Source organism: Bradyrhizobium ferriligni (assembly GCF_056837965.1).
This window is the reverse complement of sequence record NZ_JBXEJO010000037.1, coordinates 65083-82606: the sequence shown is the minus strand read 5'-3', so window position 1 is coordinate 82606 and position 17524 is coordinate 65083. Positions and strand designations below refer to the sequence as shown.

General features: G+C 65.7%; 22 protein-coding genes. 6 read left to right on the top strand and 16 right to left on the bottom strand.

The features are described from left to right. Window positions 1–183: 183 nt before the first annotated feature. Both AC1VNY_RS22540 and cobS read right to left on the bottom strand, forming a co-directional pair. Window positions 184–750 (bottom strand): histidine phosphatase family protein, encoded by a 567-nt coding sequence (locus AC1VNY_RS22540; RefSeq protein ID WP_482406814.1) that lies wholly within the window; start codon window positions 748–750, stop codon window positions 184–186. A 7-nt stretch (window positions 751–757) separates the two neighbouring features. After that, window positions 758–1510 carry an adenosylcobinamide-GDP ribazoletransferase gene (gene cobS / locus AC1VNY_RS22535; protein ID WP_482406813.1) on the bottom strand — a complete coding sequence of 251 codons (753 nt, stop codon included), beginning with the start codon at window positions 1508–1510 and terminating at the stop codon, window positions 758–760. Between the two features lie 177 nt (window positions 1511–1687). Here cobS and cobT point away from each other — a divergent pair, with 177 nt between their 5' ends. From cobT to AC1VNY_RS22520, 3 genes are all read left to right on the top strand, one after another. Further along, window positions 1688–2701: a nicotinate-nucleotide--dimethylbenzimidazole phosphoribosyltransferase gene (gene cobT, locus AC1VNY_RS22530; RefSeq protein ID WP_482406812.1), complete on the top strand. Its 1014-nt coding sequence runs from the start codon at window positions 1688–1690 to the stop codon at window positions 2699–2701. A gap of 176 nt (window positions 2702–2877) precedes the next feature. Next, on the top strand, window positions 2878–3168 hold the full coding sequence (locus tag AC1VNY_RS22525; protein ID WP_016842535.1) for a hypothetical protein: 291 nt from the start codon (window positions 2878–2880) through the stop codon (window positions 3166–3168). A 113-nt stretch (window positions 3169–3281) separates the two neighbouring features. Then, a complete protein-coding gene (locus tag AC1VNY_RS22520; protein WP_482406811.1) occupies window positions 3282–3704 on the top strand; it encodes a hypothetical protein in 423 nt (140 codons plus the stop codon). A 278-nt stretch (window positions 3705–3982) separates the two neighbouring features. Here the strand turns inward: AC1VNY_RS22520 and AC1VNY_RS22515 are convergent, their stop codons facing one another. The 7 genes from AC1VNY_RS22515 to AC1VNY_RS22485 form a co-directional block, all read right to left on the bottom strand. After that, window positions 3983–4393 (bottom strand): VOC family protein, encoded by a 411-nt coding sequence (locus AC1VNY_RS22515; protein WP_225163972.1) that lies wholly within the window; start codon window positions 4391–4393, stop codon window positions 3983–3985. 118 nt (window positions 4394–4511) lie between these two features. After that, entirely contained in the window at window positions 4512–5048 is a 537-nt protein-coding gene (locus AC1VNY_RS22510; protein WP_482406810.1) for an SRPBCC family protein, read from the bottom strand. 92 nt (window positions 5049–5140) lie between these two features. After that, on the bottom strand, window positions 5141–5551 hold the full coding sequence (locus AC1VNY_RS22505) for a DoxX family protein (protein ID WP_051002956.1): 411 nt from the start codon (window positions 5549–5551) through the stop codon (window positions 5141–5143). A gap of 201 nt (window positions 5552–5752) precedes the next feature. Beyond that, window positions 5753–7270: an arylsulfatase B gene (locus tag AC1VNY_RS22500; protein ID WP_482406809.1), complete on the bottom strand. Its 1518-nt coding sequence runs from the start codon at window positions 7268–7270 to the stop codon at window positions 5753–5755. 198 nt (window positions 7271–7468) lie between these two features. Continuing rightward, on the bottom strand, window positions 7469–8749 hold the full coding sequence (locus tag AC1VNY_RS22495) for an RNA polymerase sigma factor (RefSeq protein ID WP_482406808.1): 1281 nt from the start codon (window positions 8747–8749) through the stop codon (window positions 7469–7471). Beyond that, window positions 8746–9114, bottom strand: a complete 369-nt coding sequence (locus tag AC1VNY_RS22490) for a YciI family protein (RefSeq protein WP_028332829.1) — start codon at window positions 9112–9114, stop codon at window positions 8746–8748. Before AC1VNY_RS22490 ends, AC1VNY_RS22495 begins: the two co-directional genes overlap by 4 nt. Window positions 9115–9301: 187 nt before the next feature. Further along, window positions 9302–9589: a hypothetical protein gene (locus tag AC1VNY_RS22485; protein ID WP_482406807.1), complete on the bottom strand. Its 288-nt coding sequence runs from the start codon at window positions 9587–9589 to the stop codon at window positions 9302–9304. 87 nt (window positions 9590–9676) lie between these two features. On the opposite strand from AC1VNY_RS22485, the gene AC1VNY_RS22480 reads away from it, so the two are divergent. Both AC1VNY_RS22480 and AC1VNY_RS22475 read left to right on the top strand, forming a co-directional pair. Beyond that, a complete protein-coding gene (locus tag AC1VNY_RS22480; protein WP_482406806.1) occupies window positions 9677–10642 on the top strand; it encodes a 2-hydroxyacid dehydrogenase in 966 nt (321 codons plus the stop codon). A 110-nt stretch (window positions 10643–10752) separates the two neighbouring features. Next, window positions 10753–10902: a hypothetical protein gene (locus AC1VNY_RS22475; RefSeq protein ID WP_304498576.1), complete on the top strand. Its 150-nt coding sequence runs from the start codon at window positions 10753–10755 to the stop codon at window positions 10900–10902. A 5-nt stretch (window positions 10903–10907) separates the two neighbouring features. Here the strand turns inward: AC1VNY_RS22475 and AC1VNY_RS22470 are convergent, their stop codons facing one another. Both AC1VNY_RS22470 and AC1VNY_RS22465 read right to left on the bottom strand, forming a co-directional pair. Then, window positions 10908–11558, bottom strand: a complete 651-nt coding sequence (locus tag AC1VNY_RS22470) for a dihydrofolate reductase family protein (protein ID WP_482406805.1) — start codon at window positions 11556–11558, stop codon at window positions 10908–10910. A 91-nt stretch (window positions 11559–11649) separates the two neighbouring features. Continuing rightward, on the bottom strand, window positions 11650–12309 hold the full coding sequence (locus tag AC1VNY_RS22465; protein ID WP_482406804.1) for a TetR/AcrR family transcriptional regulator: 660 nt from the start codon (window positions 12307–12309) through the stop codon (window positions 11650–11652). 93 nt (window positions 12310–12402) lie between these two features. On the opposite strand from AC1VNY_RS22465, the gene AC1VNY_RS22460 reads away from it, so the two are divergent. Next, complete coding sequence (locus AC1VNY_RS22460; protein WP_168859035.1) at window positions 12403–13047, top strand: glutathione binding-like protein; 645 nt, start codon at window positions 12403–12405, stop codon at window positions 13045–13047. Between the two features lie 185 nt (window positions 13048–13232). Here the strand turns inward: AC1VNY_RS22460 and AC1VNY_RS22455 are convergent, their stop codons facing one another. The 5 genes from AC1VNY_RS22455 to ruvB form a co-directional block, all read right to left on the bottom strand. Beyond that, window positions 13233–13508: a hypothetical protein gene (locus AC1VNY_RS22455; protein ID WP_482406803.1), complete on the bottom strand. Its 276-nt coding sequence runs from the start codon at window positions 13506–13508 to the stop codon at window positions 13233–13235. A 567-nt stretch (window positions 13509–14075) separates the two neighbouring features. After that, window positions 14076–14543 (bottom strand): nuclear transport factor 2 family protein, encoded by a 468-nt coding sequence (locus AC1VNY_RS22450; protein ID WP_482406802.1) that lies wholly within the window; start codon window positions 14541–14543, stop codon window positions 14076–14078. A gap of 169 nt (window positions 14544–14712) precedes the next feature. Beyond that, a complete protein-coding gene (gene ybgC, locus AC1VNY_RS22445) occupies window positions 14713–15114 on the bottom strand; it encodes a tol-pal system-associated acyl-CoA thioesterase (protein WP_482406822.1) in 402 nt (133 codons plus the stop codon). Between the two features lie 116 nt (window positions 15115–15230). Beyond that, entirely contained in the window at window positions 15231–16148 is a 918-nt protein-coding gene (locus AC1VNY_RS22440) for a metallophosphoesterase (protein ID WP_482406801.1), read from the bottom strand. Window positions 16149–16388: 240 nt separating this feature from the next. Beyond that, window positions 16389–17438: a Holliday junction branch migration DNA helicase RuvB gene (gene ruvB / locus AC1VNY_RS22435; protein ID WP_482406800.1), complete on the bottom strand. Its 1050-nt coding sequence runs from the start codon at window positions 17436–17438 to the stop codon at window positions 16389–16391. Window positions 17439–17524: the final 86 nt, after the last annotated feature.

The following is a 17524-nucleotide window of genomic DNA, read 5'->3' as shown; positions in this document are numbered from 1 at the left end:
TTGTGGAAGCCGCTTCGCCCCTTCACCGTCACCCCCGCGCAAAGGCTTCGCCTTTGTCGCTGGAGGTGGCCGCTTCTTCAGCGGCCCTCGAAGGGTCGACGGCCCGGCTGGTGGCCGATTCATCCTTCGAGGGCTCGCTCCGCTCGCACCTCAGGATGACGGAACTACATTAGCGCAATTGGCTCAGCGCCCGTTCACCGCGACCACGCGCCAGGCATCGGCCAATCGGTCGATCCGCGTCAATGACAGCGGATCGATGACGAAGCGCAGCGCGAGCTCCGGCGCAAGCTCGAGGGCAATCGCAACGATCGCGCGGATGGTGCCCGAATGCACGACCAGCACGACGTCGCCGGCCGGCAGACGCGCGAGCCCTGCCCGCGCCCGCACGATCTGATCGGCAAAGCTTTCGCCGCCCGGCGGCCGGTTGCTGCCCGGCGATTGCCAGAATGCGCGATAGGCCGCGCCGAGCTCGGCTTCGATCTCGCGGTGGCGCCGGCCGGTCCAATCGCCAAAATCCTGCTCGCGAAAGGCGTCGTCCTCCGCTGCCGTCAGGCCGAGCTTTGCTGCGGTCTCGCGGGTGCGCCGCGCCGGACTGCAGACCGCGAAGGCTTCAGCCGGCAGCCGCGCCTGCAACGCTGCGAACGCGGCGGCATCGCTGAGGTCCGCGGGCGCATCGGGGGCATGGATCACGCCGCGCGGGCCATCGACCGGCGCGTGGCGGATCAGCCAAAGACGCGTTTCACTGTCCATCGACGCCCTAACCTAACCGCGCCGCAAGCAGCACCAGGATCGCGGTCTCCGCGACCTGCTCGGCGCCGCCGAGCACATCGCCGGTCTGGCCGCCGATCTGCCGCTTTGCCACGAGCACCATGATCAGTGCGCTCGCACCGGCCGCGATCGCCGCCAGCAGCGCGCTGCCGAACGGCAAGGCGAGGACTGCGATCAGCAGCGCCAGGCCGGCCGCGACCACGGCAATTGTCCCATCGGGCCTTCCGGCATTGGCGGCGAGCCCGTCCTTGCGCGCATAAGGCAGGCTGATCGCGATCCATGGCAGCACGCCGCGGCCCAGCGCGTGCGCAGATATCAGGCCCTGCACCACAAATCCGTTCGGAAGTGCAGCCAGCGCCGCGAGCTTGGCGGCAAAGCTCACCACCAGCGCCAGCGCGCCATAGGTGCCGAGCCGGCTGTCGCGCATGATCTCGAGCTTGGCCGCAACATCGCGGCCGCCGCCGAACCCGTCGGCGACATCGGCGAGCCCGTCCTCATGCAGCGCGCCGGTGAGCAGCGCACCGCCGCCGAGCGCGAGCGCGGCGGCGGCCAGATCCGGCACACCGATCGCCCGCAGCAGCAGGCAAAACAGGCCGATCGCCGCCCCGATGGCGGCCCCGACCAGGGGAAACAGCCGCTGCGCCCGGGCAAAGCTCTCCGGCCGCGCGCCGTCCGGATGCGGCATCGGCAGGCGGGTCAGGAAGGCGGTGGCGGTCCTGAGTTCGTCGAGCCATTGATTCATGGTGAAGGCCTGGAAATTGGGCTAAAGCGCGACGAGATCGGGCTCGATCTCATCGCGCTTTAGCTTCCTGTTAGGGCATGATCTCCGCGCAAATGCTACGCATTTGTCGCGAGGAAAACCGCTTCACACTTTTCCGGATCATGCATTAGCTTGCGGCCCGCTCGACGAGGGAATCGCATGCAGTTCAGTACTCTAGACGACATCCGCGGCTTTTGTCGCAACCTGCCGCAGGGCGACGAGGCCAGTGCCGCGGCCGCCACGCAGCGCCAGCAGAACCTGACCAAGCCGCCGGGAAGCCTCGGCCGCCTGGAAGAGGTTGCGATCTGGCTGGCGCGCTGGCAGCGGCGCGAGATGCCCCGGCTCGATCACGTCACGATCGCCGTGTTCGCCGGCAATCACGGCATCGCCGAGCGCGGCGTTTCAGCCTATCCCTCCGAGGTCACCGCGCAGATGGTGGCGAACTTCGCCGCCGGCGGCGCTGCGATCAACCAGATCGCCAAGCTTGCCGGTGCCGAGCTGCGCGTCGAGCCGCTCGAGCTGGCGCGCCCGACCCGCGACTTCACGACCGGGCCGGCGATGGACGCCGCCGATTTCCTCGTCGCGCTCGATACCGGCTGGCGCACGGTGCCCGAGCAATGCGATCTGCTCGTGGTCGGCGAGATGGGCATCGCCAACACCACGGTCGCCGCGACGCTGTGCGCCGCCTTGATGGGCGGGCGCGGCGTGCGCTGGGCCGGCCGCGGCACCGGCGTCGACGATGCCGGGCTGATACGCAAGCGCACCACGATCGATGCGGCGCTCAAGCTGCATCGCGGCGCGATCGACGATCCGCTCGTCACCGCGATGTCGCTCGGCGGACGCGAGCTCGCGGCGATCATGGGCGCCGTGCTGGCGGCGCGCGCACGCTGCATTCCGGTGCTGCTCGACGGCTTCGTGGCGACAGCCGCGGTGCTGCCGCTAGCGCGGCTTCAACCCGACGGCCTCGCGCATTGCCGCGCCGGACATGTGTCGGCCGAACTCGGCCACCGCGAATTGCTGCGCGAGCTCGAACTCGCCCCCTTGCTCGATCTTAACATGCGGCTCGGCGAAGGCTCCGGCGCGGGGGTTGCGATCCTGCTGTTGCGCGCGGCGCTCGCCTGTCATGGCGGCATGGCGACCTTTGCCGAGGCCGGCGTCTCCGGCGCGGGCTGAGGCCCTCGGGAGAGCCGGAAGGTTCCCTCAAAAAGCCGGTGCATAGCGTCGGCACGGGCCGCAATCTTCGCGTGTGCAGCATGACCTCTACGCGCTCAAGGCCTAACCTTCGCGGCGGTGGGACGCCGGCCGGCGTCTCAGCCGTGCTGAACCAGATACCGGGGAGAAATCACCTCATGTCGGGCGTTCTCATCAATCTGATCATTCAAGTCATCAGCGGAGCCGTCGGCGGCAATGTCGCGGCGGGAGCGGCCAAGAACATCGATCTCGGCACGCTCGGAAACACCATCGCAGGCGCCATCGGCGGCGGCGCAGGCGGACAGCTTCTGGGCATGCTGATCCCGCTGCTCGCCAATTCCGGCGCGACGCCTGACATCGGCAGCATCATCGGCCAGGTCGCCGGCGGCGGCGTTGCCGGCGCCGTGCTCACTGCGATCGTGGGGGCGCTCAAGAACCGCGCGGCCTGAGCCACCTGCTGTCGCGACCGGGACATCGGTCTTGACGATGCCCCATTCCGGCGCGAGCCTTGCGGCTTCAGATGCGGCGGCACCTCGATCGCATCGTGGCAGGGATTGCGCGCATGAAAATACTTGTCGCGGCGGCAGCTCTCTGCGCAACGGTTAGCTGCGCGCAAGCCGATGTTCGTATCCTCGCCAGCCCCGGCGGGCAGGTCGGCCCGTTCATCGAACTGTTCGACAAGGTGCGCGAGTCGGGCGAGCGCGTCGTGATCGACGGGCCCTGCCTGTCGGCCTGCACCCTGGTGCTCTCGATGGTGCCGGGCGACCGCATCTGCGTGACGCGGCGCGCCGTGCTCGGCTTCCACGCCGCGCGCTCGATCGACCAGCGCGGCCGGACGTATGCCGAGCCGGAAGCGTCCGTCGCGGTGCTGCAAGCCTATCCGGCGCCGGTGCGCGGCTGGATCGTCCGCCGCGGCGGCCTGACCTCGCGCCTGCTATTGCTGCGCGGCCGCGAGCTCGCGGCGATCTATCCGCGGTGCAGGTGAGATTTGCAGCTTGTAAAATATCGTAGCTCGGATCAAGCGAAGCGCAATCCGGGGGACCACCTGCGCGGATTGGGTGCCCCGGATTTCGCTGCGCTCCATCCGGACTACGGCTCCCATCCCGTCATCCTGAGGTGCGAGCCTTGCGGCGCACTTGCACCGCTGGGCGAGCCTCGAAGGATGCACGGCCACCAGCCGGGCCGTTGTGCTTCGAGACGGCCGCTACGCGGCCTCCTCAGCATGACGGGTAGGGAATGAGCCCGGCGGAATAAGGCGCCAGCTTACATCCCCTGCGGGCAGTTCACCATCCAGGGGATGCCGAACTGATCGACGCACATGCCGAAGCCGTTGGAGAAGAAGGTCTTGCCGAACGGCATCGTCACCGTGCCCCCCTCGGACAGCGCCTTGAAGCGGCGTTCGGCCTCCGCGGGATCCTCGACCTGCAACGCGACGTGAAAACCCTGCGGCTTCTGGAAGTGGCCGGGCGGGGCGTCGGACGCCATGATGATCTCGCCGTCGATCGTGAGGCGGGCGTGCATGATCTTGTCTTTCCAGCCGGGCGGCGTCTGCATCTCCGCACTGCCCTCGCCGTAGGGGAAGGTTTCCTCGATCCGGGCGCCGAGAACCTTCTCGTAGAATTTCAGCGCGGCGCCGCAATTGCCGTCGTAGGAGAGATAGGGGTTGACCTGCATCGCATGCTCCCTTGGGTCATTCGAGCCTCGTCCCGATGGTATCGGAACGAGGGCTCTGGATTGTTATCTTGACACGTTTTCTTGACGCGAACCGGTAACCACTTCGCGCGAAAACGCGCTACTTTTCAGTCAGCTTCTTCAGATTGGCGAGACCGACCTCGAAATCCCTGCCGATCATGCGATCCAGGTTCATGAACACCTGCATCACCTTCGACATGAAGACGGCCGGACCATACATGGTCCATGTGACGCTGGTCGCATCTCCCTGCGGCAGCATTGTGAACTCGGCGGTGTTGTGGCCTTCGAACGGCTTGATGAAGTCGAGCTTGATGACGATCTTCGACGGCGCGGAAGATTGCAGGATCTCCATGCGGCCGGCGCCGACATTCTTGTTGCCGTCCCAGGCGTAGACCGCACCCTGCCCGCGCCCGGCGCCGCTATAGATGCGCTTCATGGCCGGATCCCGGTTCTCGTAGGGCGACCAGAGCGTCCACTGATGGAAATCGTCGATCAATGGAAAGATCCGCTCGGCCGGCGCGTTGATGCTGACCGCACGCGTGACGCGGAGCGTGCCCGGCTTGGTCGCCGCGAGGACGAGGATGACGGCGATCGCGACGCCGAGGACAATCGCGATGATGACAATGGTCTCCAACATGACAGTCTCCACAAGGATGGATTGAACAACGGAAGCGTTTTCAAGCGAAGTGGGTACCGGTTCGCGTGAAGAAAACGCGGCAAACAAGAAGCTCACCGGCGAAATGGAAGCATTGCGCGCAGATTGCCGTCGCGCAGATAGAGCCCGCCCCACAGCATCAGGCCGAGATAGAGCCCGAACAATGTGTGGGTGAACAGCGGGCTGCCGATCCGCACATGCGATGCGATCGCGCCGCCGAGATAGCCGGTGAGCAGGATCGCGCCGAGGATCGAGGTCGGCGGCACCGAGTAGAGCAGCGTGCAGACGATGGTGATGATGCCGAGGCTGCGCGCCAACGCATCGCTCGCGCCGAAGCCCATCCTGTCCATGGTCTCGGTGACGACCGACAACGGCACCAGCTTGATCGCGCCGTCGAACAGCAGGAACAGGACGACCACGCCGCTCATGACGCGTCCGGTGATGCGGGCGGGCTTTGAGACTTCGGTGTCGACGATCGTCGGCATGACAGGCTCCGTAACGCTTGGTGATGCTCTCTGCCTTCATGACGAACGGCGGAGTACGGGGCCGACAACCCCGGTGAAGATTTTGCATATCGTCGCAATGCATGATCGAGGCTCCCGGTGCGGGAGCTCGAGTCACGGGCATCCGGCCAAATTCAATGTGGTTTGCCCCTTCAACGGGGTCGGCCCCGCAGCCCCTCGCCCTCAGTCACCTTGCGTGAAAAAGGCTTGCTCGTTGGGCAGCGAAGGCGGCCCGTGAGCCGCCCCTTTGACCGCCGCGAACGCGTCGGCAAGAAACAGGGACTTGGCGCTCTCCCTGGCGAGTTGTTCGATGCGGGACTGCAGCTCCCTGACCTTCTGAGGGTTGCTTTCGGCCAGATTGGTTTTTTCCGACGGGTCTTGCGGGATATTGTACAGCTCGATCGCCGAAGGGAGCGGTGTCCGCCAGATCAGCTTCCAGTCACCTGCGCGCACACCGCCGCGGAATGGCTCGATGTTGTAGACCACCTCCTGCCTGGGCGAGGGGGCGCCTTTGCTGACGGTGGCCCAGACGTCCAGCCCATCGAGCGGCTTTCCCTTGCCTGGCTTGGCGAGGTTGGCGCCGGCGAGGCCCGCGAGCGTCGGGAACATGTCGACGACGTGCATCATTCCCCTCACCTCGCCGGCGCTGATCTGCCCCGGCCAGTTCGCGAATGCGGCGACACGCGTCCCGCCTTCGTACAACATGCCTTTTCCGCCGCGGAAAGGACCGTTGTCGGCAGGCAGCTTCAGCTTCGACACGTCCGCATCCCCGGCAAGGAGCGCGGTCTGGTTGCCGCCATTGTCGCTCATGAAAACGATCAAGGTGTTCTGGCGCATCTTCTTCCGTTCGAGCGCGGAGACCAGCTTGCCGATCTCGTCGTCCATGCACGTGATCATGGCGGCGTAGGTGCGTCTCGTCGGATCTTCGATGTGCCGGTACCCGTCGATGTATTCCCTCGGAGCCTGGTAAGGCGAGTGCGGAGCGGTAAAGGCTAGATACAGAAACAGCGGTATCTTTGGATCATGGGCGTCGATTTGCGCGACTGCATCCGCACCCCACAATTGAGTGACGTAGCCCGGCTCGTTCACCGGCTTGTCGTTGCGATACCAGTCGCGCACATCTGCAGATGAATGGGTGAAGTAATCGACCTCGCCCACCATCGATCCATAGTGGTAATCAAACCCGCGTTGACGCGGCCAGAACTTGCGGTCGGCGTGCCCAAGATGCCACTTGCCGACCATGGCGGTCCTGTAGCCCGCTTCCTTGAGCGCCTGCGGCAGCAGCCATTCATCGGTCGGCAATCCGTATTTGGCGGGCGTCGGAATGACCAGGGTTTGCAGGCCGTAGCGGCACGGATAACGGCCGGTCATCAATGCTGCGCGGGTTGGGGTGCACATCGGCTGGACGTAGAATTGCTCGAGCCGGGCCCCGTCCTGCGCAAGCTTGTCGATATTTGGGGTCTTGATGTCGGAGCCGTGAAATCCGACGTCCTTCCATCCGAGATCGTCCGCGACGATGTAAACGATGTGCGGGCGCGGCGCGGTCGATTGCGCGGCGGCAGACGTGGGGTTCGCAGGCGCAATTGAGGCCAACGCAAGCATGGCCAGGACCGAGCTGCCGTTCAACAGGAGATCGCGGCGATTCATTTGGCGATTGCGTTGCGCTGAATGCACCGATTCGCCGAGCGGACGATCAATCATTTCATTCTCCGGGCAATGGTTTTGTGTGCAATTCACGCAGGCTACTGCGGAGGTGCGCCGCAGGGAAGCAGGCAATCGCAGCAGCGGCGTCGTTTCGACGCCGGGCGGCAATCGGGGCTTCGGGGGAAGCATCGCTTTCGGGGAGGAAGCGATACGGGCTCAGGGCAGAGCTCGACGGCCGCGCGACACCTTGGACGACTATTTCCCCGCCTTCGCGTTGCGCGGCTGGCTGTCGCGCATCAGGCGGTCGATATGCATGCGGATGTGGGCGGCTTCGGCGGTGGTGTTGGCGAGCGCGATGGCGCGGTCGAAGGCGATGCGGGCCTCCTCGTTGCGGCCGAGCTGCATCAGGAAGGCGCCGCGCACGCCGAAATAATGGAAGTAGTTGGCAAGCCGCGGCGCCAGGGGCTCGATCATCTCGAGCGCGGCTTCCGCCCCCTTCACCTTGGAGACTGCAACGGCGCGGTTGAGCGTGATCACCGGCGACGGCTGCATGACCTCGAGCGCGCCGTACAGCAGATCGATCTGAGTCCAGTCGGTATCCTCGGGCTTTTCCGCACGGGCGTGCAGCGCTGCGATCGCGGCCTGCACCTGATACGGCCCGCTGCGGCGGTGGCGCATCGCCTTGTCGATCAGCGCGAGGCCCTCGGCGATCTGCTTCTGATTCCACAGGCTGCGGTCCTGGTCGTCGAGCAGGATCACCTGGCCGTCAGCGTCGAAGCGCGCCTCGGCGCGAGCGTGCTGCAGCAACAATAGCGCCGTCAGCCCCATGATCTCGGGCTCGCTCTGGAACAGCCGCAGCAGCAGGCGGGCGAGGCGAATCGCCTCCTCGCACAGCGGCGCGCGGATTTCGGCGGTGTCGCCGCTCGCCGAATAACCCTCGTTGAAGATCAGATAGATCATCGCCGCGACCGAGGCGAGCCGCTCGCTGCGCTCGACCGCACCCGGCGTCTCGAACGGCACGTTGGCATCGGCGACGCGCGCCTTGGCCCGCGTGATGCGCTGCTCCATCGCGGCTTCCGAGACCAGGAAGGCGCGCGCGATCTGCTTCACCGTGAGACCTGAGACGATGCGCAGCGCGAGCGCGATCTGCTGCGTCGCCGGCAGATCCTTGTGACAGCAGATGAAGAGCAGTCGCAGGATGTCGTCGCGGTAGTGCGAGCCGTCGAGCCGCTCGGCGATCTCGTCCTCGGCGTCGTCGAGGTCGGAGATCGCCTGGTCGTCGTCGGGCAGCGGCTGCTGCTTCTTGTTGCGGCGGACCTCATCGATCGCGACGTTGCGGCCGACCATGATCAGCCATGCCGCGGGATCGCGCGGCGGGCCGTTCTGCGGCCAGCTCTTGAGCGCCCGCAGGCAGGCGTTCTGGAACGCTTCCTCGGCGGTGTCGAGATTGCGGAAGTAGCGCAGCAGGGCGCCGACCGCCTGGGGACGCGCGGACGTCAACGCAGCATCGATCCAGGCGGTGTCGGTCACGCTCACGCCTTGGTACCCCCCTGATTGAAGTAGCCGACCGGACGGATCTCATAGGTGCCGCCGGGATTGGCCTCGCCGAGGTCGCGCGCGATGTCGAGCACCTCGTCGAGGTTCTTGCCCTCGACCAGATAGAAGCCGAGCAGCTGTTCCTTGGTTTCGGCGAACGGGCCGTCCAGCACCAGCGGCGGATTTTCCTTGCGCAGCGTGGTCGCCGCTGTGGTCGGCAACAACCGCGCCACCGGGCCGAGCTTGCCCTGCTTGGCGAGCTTGTCCTGCACGACGGACAGTTTCTGCATGACGGAGGCGTCGTGTTCCTTGCTCCAGGAGCCGACCATGTCTTCGTCATGATAGCAGAGGATGGCGTACAGCATCGAAAAGGCATCTCCGTTCATTGCAAGAACGAACGATTATGCCCGCTGCCGACAGGGCGCGCGAAAGAAATTTAGGTTCCGGATGCCGGCGATGGATTTTGATCGAGGCTCCAGCGCGAGCTTCGACGGACGGGATGTTTGCCGCGGCGACGGCGCGTCAGGCCGTCGCCGCGAGGATGAACGTGCGTTACCAATAGACGCCGTAGCGGGCGCCGATCCGGTGCGCCTCGGCTTCATCGGTCTCGCGATGGCGGACGTGGCTCCCCGTCACCGGCCGGGACGCCTGCTGCCGCGGGGACTCCACGGGTTGCGCCTGCGCCGGCGCTTGGGGCGCCCGGGCCTCGCCCTGCGCTGGAGCGACGGCCGGTTGCGCCGGCGCGTCAGCGTTTGCGAGCACGAGGCCGCGGCTTTGACCGGCGTGGGCCGTGGCGACGGCAGCGAGGATGAAAGCCGACACCGGGATCAGTTTGCGCATGGAAGTTCTCCCCTGTTGATGGCAGGAGATGAGTGCGGGCCGGACCCGCTCTGTGACATACATCACATTGATGTTGGAGGTATCGGGATGGGTAAGGGCGCACTCGCGCTGCTGATCAATGGCGGCTCGGAAAACTGGTCGTCGGCGCGCTGGAAGGCGCGGTTCGACGCGGTCTGCCCGGATCGCCGCGTCGTGCTGCTGCCGGACAGCGCGCTCGATCCCGCCGAGGTGCATTACGCCGCGGTGTGGAAGCCGAAGCCGGGCGATCTCGCGGCGTTCAGGAACCTGCGCGTCATCTTCAATCTCGGCGCCGGGGTCGACGCGCTGATGGCCGATCGCTCGCTGCCGGACGTGCCGCTGGTGCGGGTTGCGGTCACCGATCTCACCGACCGCATGACCGAATATGTCGTGCTGCATGTGCTGATGCATCACCGCCAGGAGCTCTATCTGCGCGAGTCGCAGCGGGTGAAGCGCTGGGCTCCGGACTATCAGTGGGCGGCGAGCGCGATCACCGTCGGCGTGATGGGGCTCGGCACGCTCGGCGCCGCCTCGGCGCAGGCACTGCGCGCGCTCGGCTTTCGCGTCGTCGGCTGGAGCCGCAGCGAGAAGCGGATCGACGGCATCGCCTGCTATCACGGCGCGGACGGGCTCGACGCATTCCTGCGCGAGACCAACATCCTGGTCTGCCTGCTGCCGCTGACGCCGGACACAAGGCATGTGCTGAACCGCAACGCGTTCGCGAAGCTGAACCGCGAGAGCCCACTTGGCGCGCCCGTCATCATCAATGCCGGCCGCGGCGGCTTGCAGAACGAGGCCGACATCCTGCGCGCGCTCGATGACGGCACGCTGGGCGCCGCCTCGCTCGACGTCTTCGAGACCGAGCCGCTGCCCGAAGCGAGCCCGTTCTGGAGCCACCCGAAGGTGGTGCTGACGCCGCACAACGCCGCCGACACCGACGCCGACGAGATCTCGAAATATGTCGCGCAGCAGATCGCGCGCTTCGAGGCCGGCGGCGCGCTGGAAAACCTCGTCGACCGCAAGCGGGGGTATTAGCACCGCCGTCACCCAACACAGAGTGTCGTCCCGGCGAAAGCCGGGACCCATACTCCGCGGCCCCTCATTGGGGCATGCGGGGAAACCATCCTGCGCAACAACGAGGTCCTGTGGTTATGGGTCCCGGCTTTCGCCGGGACGACAAGGGGAGAGGCCGCTTCTCAGCCCATCCCGGCAACGAGTTCGGCGAGCCGGTCGTCGGCGAGCTCGACGCCCTTCTGGATGCCGGAATTGAGGTGACGCTGCTGACGCAGGCGTGAGCGGTCTAGGATTTGCGCGCGAAGGTGACGTGGGTCGCGTGCGGGCTCGCGACATGCGAGACGACGGCATAGCCGAGGGCGGGCAGATCGAGGCCCGCGAACAAACTCTCCCCGGAGCCGAGCACAACCGGCGGCAGCACCAGTTGCAGCTCGTCGAGCAGGCGCGCCTGCAAAAATTGCCGCACCACCGAGACGCCGCCGCCGACGCGGATATCCTTGTCGCCCGCAACCGCGCGCGCCCGCTCCAGCGCGGCGAGCATGCCGTCGGTCACGAAGTGGAACGTGGTGCCGCCTTCCATCTCGATGTCCGGCCGCGCGTGATGGGTCAGCACGAACACCGGCGTGTGGTACGGCGGATTGTCGCCCCACCAGCCCTTCCAGGCATGATCCGGCCACGGTCCGCGGATCGGGCCGAACATGTTGCGGCCCATGATCCAGGCGCCGATCCCCTCCATCGACTTGCGGGCGATCTCGTCGTCGAGCCCGGTGGTGCCGCCGTCCTGGCCGGTCATCGCGCGAAAGGTTCGCGTCTCGAAGAACCAGGCTGCGGGCAGCGCCAGGCCGCCGACGCCGAACGGATGTTCGAGGCTCTGATTCAGCGCCGCGCCAAATCCGTCGATCGAGACCGTGAATACTGAAGTCCTGACTTTTCCCATGATGTTCCGCTTCCGTGAGTGGGGAGACCTTACGGAAGACGGGCGGGAAAGCCAGCGCCCGACATTTGCTACGCGAGAAAATTCCCCGCCGCTATTTCGCCCCGCACAGCACGTCGACGGCGCCCTTCACGATCGCCTCGAGCTCCTTGCGCGGCACGCGGGCACGGGCGCGGATCGCGATAGTGTGGATGGTGGCGGAGGCCAGATGCGCCAGCGACGCCGGATCGGTCCCGTCAGGCAGCTCCCCGCGCTCCTTGGCATGGCGGAAGCAGATGCCGAACGCCTTGTCGAGCTCGGTCAGGCCCTCGACCACCATGGTGCGGATGTCCGGATCCGACACCGCCTCCGACGCAGCCGTCATCACAGTGAAGCAACCGCGCGGGCCGGACTCGCCGGAGAGATAGATGTCGAGCGCGATCCGATAGATGCGCTCGAGCCGCTCGCGCAGCGGCGCGTCGGCGCGGAAGATGTCGACCATCGCTGCGCGCGCATCGTCGCGATAGCGCTGGTAGCTCTTGATGTAGAGCTCACGCTTGTCGCCGAACGCGCCATACAGGCTCGGCCGGTTCATGCCGGTGGCCGCGCTCAGATCGTCGAGCGAGGTCGCGGCGAAGCCGTCGCGCCGGAACAGATCGAGCGCCTTGCCGAGCGCGACATCGGGCTCGTAGGCGCGCGGCCGCCCGCGGCGCTTCGGCGCGACCGGCGCCGCGATTTTGGCAGCAGACGGCGGCTTGTTATTTTTTTGTACCATTTCGCATTTAATTCCTTGACGCCATCAATATTATCCAAGACAGTACAAAAATCAACAACGGCCGGACACCCGCGCCAGACACTGGAGGCACCCATGGACCTTTATTTCTCGCCCCTCGCCTGCTCGATGGCGACCCGCGTCGCGCTCTATGAAGCCGGCCAGCCGGCCAATTATCTCGAGGTCGACCCGAAGACCAAGGCGGTGCGCAACGACGGCTCCGACTTCAACAAGGTCAACCCGCTCGGGCTGGTACCGACGCTGCGCACCGACGACGGCGTCGTGCTGACCGAGAACGCCGCGATCCTGCAATATGTCGCCGACCAGTTTCCGCGCGCCGGCATCGGCACCGCGTCGAACGCCGAGCGTTCAAAGCTGCATCAATGGCTGTGCTTCATCGGCACCGAGCTGCACAAGGGCCTGTTCCTGCCGCTGCTCGACAAGAAGGCGCCGCCGGAGGCCAAGACCTATGCGCTCGAGAAATACGTCTCGCGGCTCGACTATCTCGAGGACCACCTGAAGGGCCGCGACTACCTGCTCGATCATTTCAGCGTCGCCGACGCCTATCTCGTCACCGTCATCAACTGGACCATGGCAACGCCGCCGATCGAGCTTGCGAAATGGCCGGCGCTGAAGGCCTATTACGAACGCCTGCGCGCCCGTCCCTCGGTCGCGAAGGCGATCGCCGAGGAGTTCGAGCTCTACAAGGCCGAGATCGCGCGGCATAAGGCTGCGGCGTAGGGCTTCTTACGACGGAGGCAGAGTCTTCTCTCCCTCTCCCCGTTCTTACGGGGAGAGGGTTGGGGTGAGGGGCCGCTTCCGCGAGGTGCGAACGCGGTGAGACCTGCACCCCCTCACCCGGATCGCATCTTGCGATGCGATCCGACCTCTCCCCGCAAGCAGGGCGAGGTGAAGGGAAGCCGCGGTCAGCATCCTCGGCAAATCGAAAGCTTGCGGGTGTTGGAGAGCTCATCCGCAGGCTCCCCCTTTCCCGTGGCAGGAGGCGGCACGTCCGTGAAGACCGGCTGGAATTTCTTCCACTCATCGTAGTATGCCGCCGGCAACGCGTACGGCTGGCATTCAGTGATCGCTCGCAGCGCACTGTTTTGATAAGCCTGAGCATAGTCTGATGTGGCCGGCGTGCTCCCTGACAACACCACAGGTTGCCCATCGAGCTTGCCCTCTCGCGTCAGCTCGATCATGAACTCAACCCTTATACTTGCTGCATCGCTTCGGACGCGTGGAGGTCTCCTCCAACACCTCTCGAGCTGATGTCTGAACATCGCCCCCCAAGTATCGGCCCCGCGCATTTCATTCTTCGCTGCGCTTGGCTGGACAGGAACGGCTATGAAGACGGTCGCGAGGAGGAAGCCTGCGAGCGCAACGGTGGCAGAACGTTTAATTGGCATGTAATGGGGTCCGGCAGACGCGGTGAGGTTGCAACGCGGACCAGAATAAACCGATCCTCATCGAGACTCGCAATCGTTTTCGATGAGCCCGCACAACCGAACCCTAGCCCGGATGGAGCGCAGAGGCTGGGCAAGTATTCGGCACAGCTGCGGTCTCGTAGAACGTAGTTCTTTTGCGCGGCGCTCACGGCCACCGCGATGAAATTTTCTACGTGCCAGCGCCTGCGACAACGAATGTATTTCTACTCCGCTCGAAGCTGATTGAATACTTGCTCAGCCTCGCAGCGCAATCCGGGAAGGGTATTGCAACAGGAGAGACCGCCCCGGATTTCGCTCCGCTCCATCCGGGCTACGAGCCGATCAGAACGGCTCCGGCCCCAGGCCCGGCACGTCGGCCGGACGCGGGCCCGGGGCCGGCCAATGGAAGCGGCGGTCCTTCTCCGAGATCGCGATGTCGTTGATCGAGGCCTCGCGGCGGCGCATCAGGCCGTGCCCGTCGAACTCCCACTGCTCGTTGCCGTAGGAGCGAAACCAGTTGCCGCCGGCATCGTGCCATTCGTACTGGAAGCGGACCGCGATGCGGTTGCCGTCGAATGCCCAGAGATCCTTGATCAGGCGATACTCCTGCTCCTTCTCCCATTTGCGGGTCAGGAAGGCCACGATCGCCTCGCGGCCCTGAAACACCTCGGAGCGGTTGCGCCAGCGGCTGTCCTCGGTATAGGCGCCGGCGACCCGAACGGGGTCGCGCGAATTCCAGGCGTCCTCCGCCATGCGCGCTTTCTGCGCGGCGGTCTCGCGGGTGAAGGGTGGCAGCGGCGGGCGTGACATCGGCGATCCCTCGCGGTTGAAGCATGATCCGGAAAAGTGTGAAGCGGTTTTCCGAAAAGATCATGCTCGAAATGGAAGACAAACGCGATCAATCTGATCGCGCTTTGTCACGCGCAAATCTATCGCCGCCGGATGAAGAGTCGATAGGCCCTTTCCTATCTCCCCATAGTTAAGCCAGATCGGCCTTCATCAGCGCACGGATGGACTTCGGAATCGGCTGTGCCCTGCCCTGACTGACGAAGGCGACGCGCACCTGCGCCTTCACAAGCACGTCATCACCGCGCCTGACCTCCTGCGCGAGCAGGATGGAGGCGCCCTTCACCGCGATCGGCCAGGTCACGACGTCGAGCACGTCGTCCATCCGCGCCGGCTTGAGGAAGTCGAGCGTCATCGAGCGCACGACAAAGGCGAAGCCGCCGGTCTCCTCCTGCGCTTCATCGAACAGTGCCTGCTGCTCGGCGCCCATCAGGCGGAGATGATTGGTGCGCCCCCGCTCCATGAAGCGCAGGTAATTGGCGTGATAGACGATGCCGGAAAAATCGGTGTCTTCGTAGTAGACACGGACCTGCATATGGTGTCGGCCATCGCGGATCGCGCCGTCGATATGGGGTAAGGTCAATTGCGGTCCCTCGATTGCCCTCAGAAGACCAATCGTGTTGCGCAAATCGCGCGATCACGCAAGCGCGATCAGGACACCACCGGTCCCTTTGCGCCAAGCGTGACCTGCACGATCTCGGGCGGCACGCCGAGACGGAACGGCATGATGCTGCAGCCGAGGCCGCCGGAGACGACGACGTCGCATTTCAGCTTGATATGGCCATAGGCGAGCCGCATGCCGTGCTTCACCGGCACCGCCGGCGACCAGCCGAGCAGCCGGACCTGCCCGCCATGGGTGTGGCCGGACAATTGCAGCGCGACGCGCGAGGGCACGCGGAGCGCGACGTCGGGCTCATGCGCGAGCAGGATCACCGGCGCGTCGTCTATGACCTTGGCAAGCGTCGCGTTGAGATCGTCGACGCCGATGCGCGTGACCTGGCGATAGGGCCGCGCCGCCATGAAGGCGAGCTGGTCGCCGAGACCGGCGAGCCAGAACGGACGGCCGTCCTTGGCGAGCCGCACCGCGTCGTTCTCGTAGACCGGAATCCCCGCCCCCTCCAGCGCACGGCGCGCGAGCGGGATGCCGCGCCCCAAGCGCTGTACCGCCTTGTCTTCCCAGTAGTCGTGGTTGCCGAGCACGGCGTGCACGCCGAGCGGCGCCTTCAGGCCCTTCAGCACCGCGGCCCAGTCGGAGGCCGGAATGAAGCGCGTCACGTGGCGCAGCCCCGCGACATAGTCGCCGAGCAGCACGATGATGTCGGGGTTCAGGGCGTTCGTCCGCTCGACGATCTCAGCGATGCGATCGAGAGACATCCAGGGATCGCAGGCGTGGATGTCGGCGAGGGCGGCGATCTTGAGCGGAAAATCCGCCGGCCATTGCCGCGGCGACAGATCGTAGCGCGTGAGCGCGAGGCGGACGACCGGCTCGCTCAAGCCATAGGCCGCGGTCGAAGCGGTGGCGGCGGTCAATCCGCCGAACCCGCGCAGAAAATGACGACGTGAAATCATGGACGTGTGATCGGTGATGCCTGGCGCTTGTCGAAAACGCTCCGAGTTATCATAGGCCCTTTGATTGGAGCGAAATTGGGCCGCGTTTGTGCAGACGGCCTGCAGAGATGCCGCAATAGTCAGCGGGCAAGGTTACCGGCAAGTGCGATGCGCTGCATCAACACGTCTCTTCACGACTTCGGGAGCGAAGGGCTGTTGTTTGAGCATGAAAAACAGCTTCGCGCTCTTCCGGATCCTGCGTCAGTCCTCGTCGCCATTGCCGCCGAACAGGCCGAACTGCGAGGGGTCGCGGTTCGGCTCGGCGAGGCCGAGATGGCGGAAGGCATGCGAGGTCAGGAGCCGGCCCCGCGGGGTGCGCTGCAGATAGCCGCACTGGATCAGATAGGGCTCGATGATGTCCTCGATCGCATCGCGCGGCTCCGACAGCGCCGCCGCCATGGTCTCGACGCCGACCGGCCCGCCGCCATAGTTCAAGGCGATGGTGGTGAGATAGCGCCGGTCCATCGCATCGAGCCCGGCGCTGTCGACCTCGAGCGCGCTCAGCGCCCGGTCGGCGATGCCGCGGCCGACGGAATCGGCGTCGGCGGCGGAGGCAAAGTCGCGCACCCGGCGCAGCAGGCGGCCGGCGATGCGCGGTGTGCCGCGGGCGCGGCGCGCGATCTCGTTGGCGCCATCCGGGCTCATGCCGATATTGAGCACGCGGGCGCCGCGGGTGACGATCTTCTCGAGCTCTTCCTCGGTGTAGAAATTGAGCCGGATCGGAATGCCGAAGCGGTCGCGCAACGGATTGGTGAGCAGGCCTGCGCGCGTCGTCGCGCCGACCAGCGTGAATTTCGACAATTCGATTTTCACCGAGCGCGCCGCGGGACCTTCGCCGATGATCAGGTCGAGCTGGAAATCCTCCATCGCGGGATAGAGCACTTCCTCGACCGCCGGGCTGAGGCGATGGATCTCGTCGATGAACAGCACATCGCGCTCTTCGAGATTGGTCAGCAGCGCCGCGAGATCGCCGGCCTTGGCGATGACAGGGCCGGAGGTGGCACGAAAGCCGACACCGAGCTCGCGCGCGACGATCTGCGCCAGCGTGGTCTTGCCGAGGCCGGGGGGACCGACGAACAGCACGTGATCGAGCGCCTCGCCGCGCTTCTTCGCAGCCTCGATGAAGATCGAGAGATTCTTGCGCGCCTGAGCCTGGCCGACGAACTCCGTCAGCGACTGCGGCCGCAGCGCGGTGTCGCCGACATCATCGGAGCGGCGTTCGGGCGAGACCATGCGCGAGGGCGTATTCATGATGCGAGACTAACACGAAGCTGGTAGTTCCCCCTCGCCCCGCTCTTGCGGGGAGAGGTGAAGAACGGCTGGCACGGGTATCCACT

Bases quoted from the DNA above. Each gene is read 5' to 3' on its own strand.
- AC1VNY_RS22540 (WP_482406814.1), bottom strand. From the start codon at position 750: ATGGACAGTGAAACGCGTCTTTGGCTGATCCGCCACGCGCCGGTCGAT.
- cobS (WP_482406813.1), bottom strand. From the start codon at position 1,510: ATGAATCAATGGCTCGACGAACTCAGGACCGCCACCGCCTTCCTGACC.
- cobT (WP_482406812.1), top strand. From the start codon at position 1,688: ATGCAGTTCAGTACTCTAGACGACATCCGCGGCTTTTGTCGCAACCTG.
- AC1VNY_RS22525 (WP_016842535.1), top strand. From the start codon at position 2,878: ATGTCGGGCGTTCTCATCAATCTGATCATTCAAGTCATCAGCGGAGCC.
- AC1VNY_RS22520 (WP_482406811.1), top strand. From the start codon at position 3,282: ATGAAAATACTTGTCGCGGCGGCAGCTCTCTGCGCAACGGTTAGCTGC.
- AC1VNY_RS22515 (WP_225163972.1), bottom strand. From the start codon at position 4,393: ATGCAGGTCAACCCCTATCTCTCCTACGACGGCAATTGCGGCGCCGCG.
- AC1VNY_RS22510 (WP_482406810.1), bottom strand. From the start codon at position 5,048: ATGTTGGAGACCATTGTCATCATCGCGATTGTCCTCGGCGTCGCGATC.
- AC1VNY_RS22505 (WP_051002956.1), bottom strand. From the start codon at position 5,551: ATGCCGACGATCGTCGACACCGAAGTCTCAAAGCCCGCCCGCATCACC.
- AC1VNY_RS22500 (WP_482406809.1), bottom strand. From the start codon at position 7,270: ATGATTGATCGTCCGCTCGGCGAATCGGTGCATTCAGCGCAACGCAAT.
- AC1VNY_RS22490 (WP_028332829.1), bottom strand. From the start codon at position 9,114: ATGCTGTACGCCATCCTCTGCTATCATGACGAAGACATGGTCGGCTCC.
- AC1VNY_RS22485 (WP_482406807.1), bottom strand. From the start codon at position 9,589: ATGCGCAAACTGATCCCGGTGTCGGCTTTCATCCTCGCTGCCGTCGCC.
- AC1VNY_RS22480 (WP_482406806.1), top strand. From the start codon at position 9,677: ATGGGTAAGGGCGCACTCGCGCTGCTGATCAATGGCGGCTCGGAAAAC.
- AC1VNY_RS22470 (WP_482406805.1), bottom strand. From the start codon at position 11,558: ATGGGAAAAGTCAGGACTTCAGTATTCACGGTCTCGATCGACGGATTT.
- AC1VNY_RS22465 (WP_482406804.1), bottom strand. From the start codon at position 12,309: ATGGTACAAAAAAATAACAAGCCGCCGTCTGCTGCCAAAATCGCGGCG.
- AC1VNY_RS22460 (WP_168859035.1), top strand. From the start codon at position 12,403: ATGGACCTTTATTTCTCGCCCCTCGCCTGCTCGATGGCGACCCGCGTC.
- AC1VNY_RS22455 (WP_482406803.1), bottom strand. From the start codon at position 13,508: ATGATCGAGCTGACGCGAGAGGGCAAGCTCGATGGGCAACCTGTGGTG.
- AC1VNY_RS22450 (WP_482406802.1), bottom strand. From the start codon at position 14,543: ATGTCACGCCCGCCGCTGCCACCCTTCACCCGCGAGACCGCCGCGCAG.
- ybgC (WP_482406822.1), bottom strand. From the start codon at position 15,114: ATGCAGGTCCGTGTCTACTACGAAGACACCGATTTTTCCGGCATCGTC.
- AC1VNY_RS22440 (WP_482406801.1), bottom strand. From the start codon at position 16,148: ATGATTTCACGTCGTCATTTTCTGCGCGGGTTCGGCGGATTGACCGCC.
- ruvB (WP_482406800.1), bottom strand. From the start codon at position 17,438: ATGAATACGCCCTCGCGCATGGTCTCGCCCGAACGCCGCTCCGATGAT.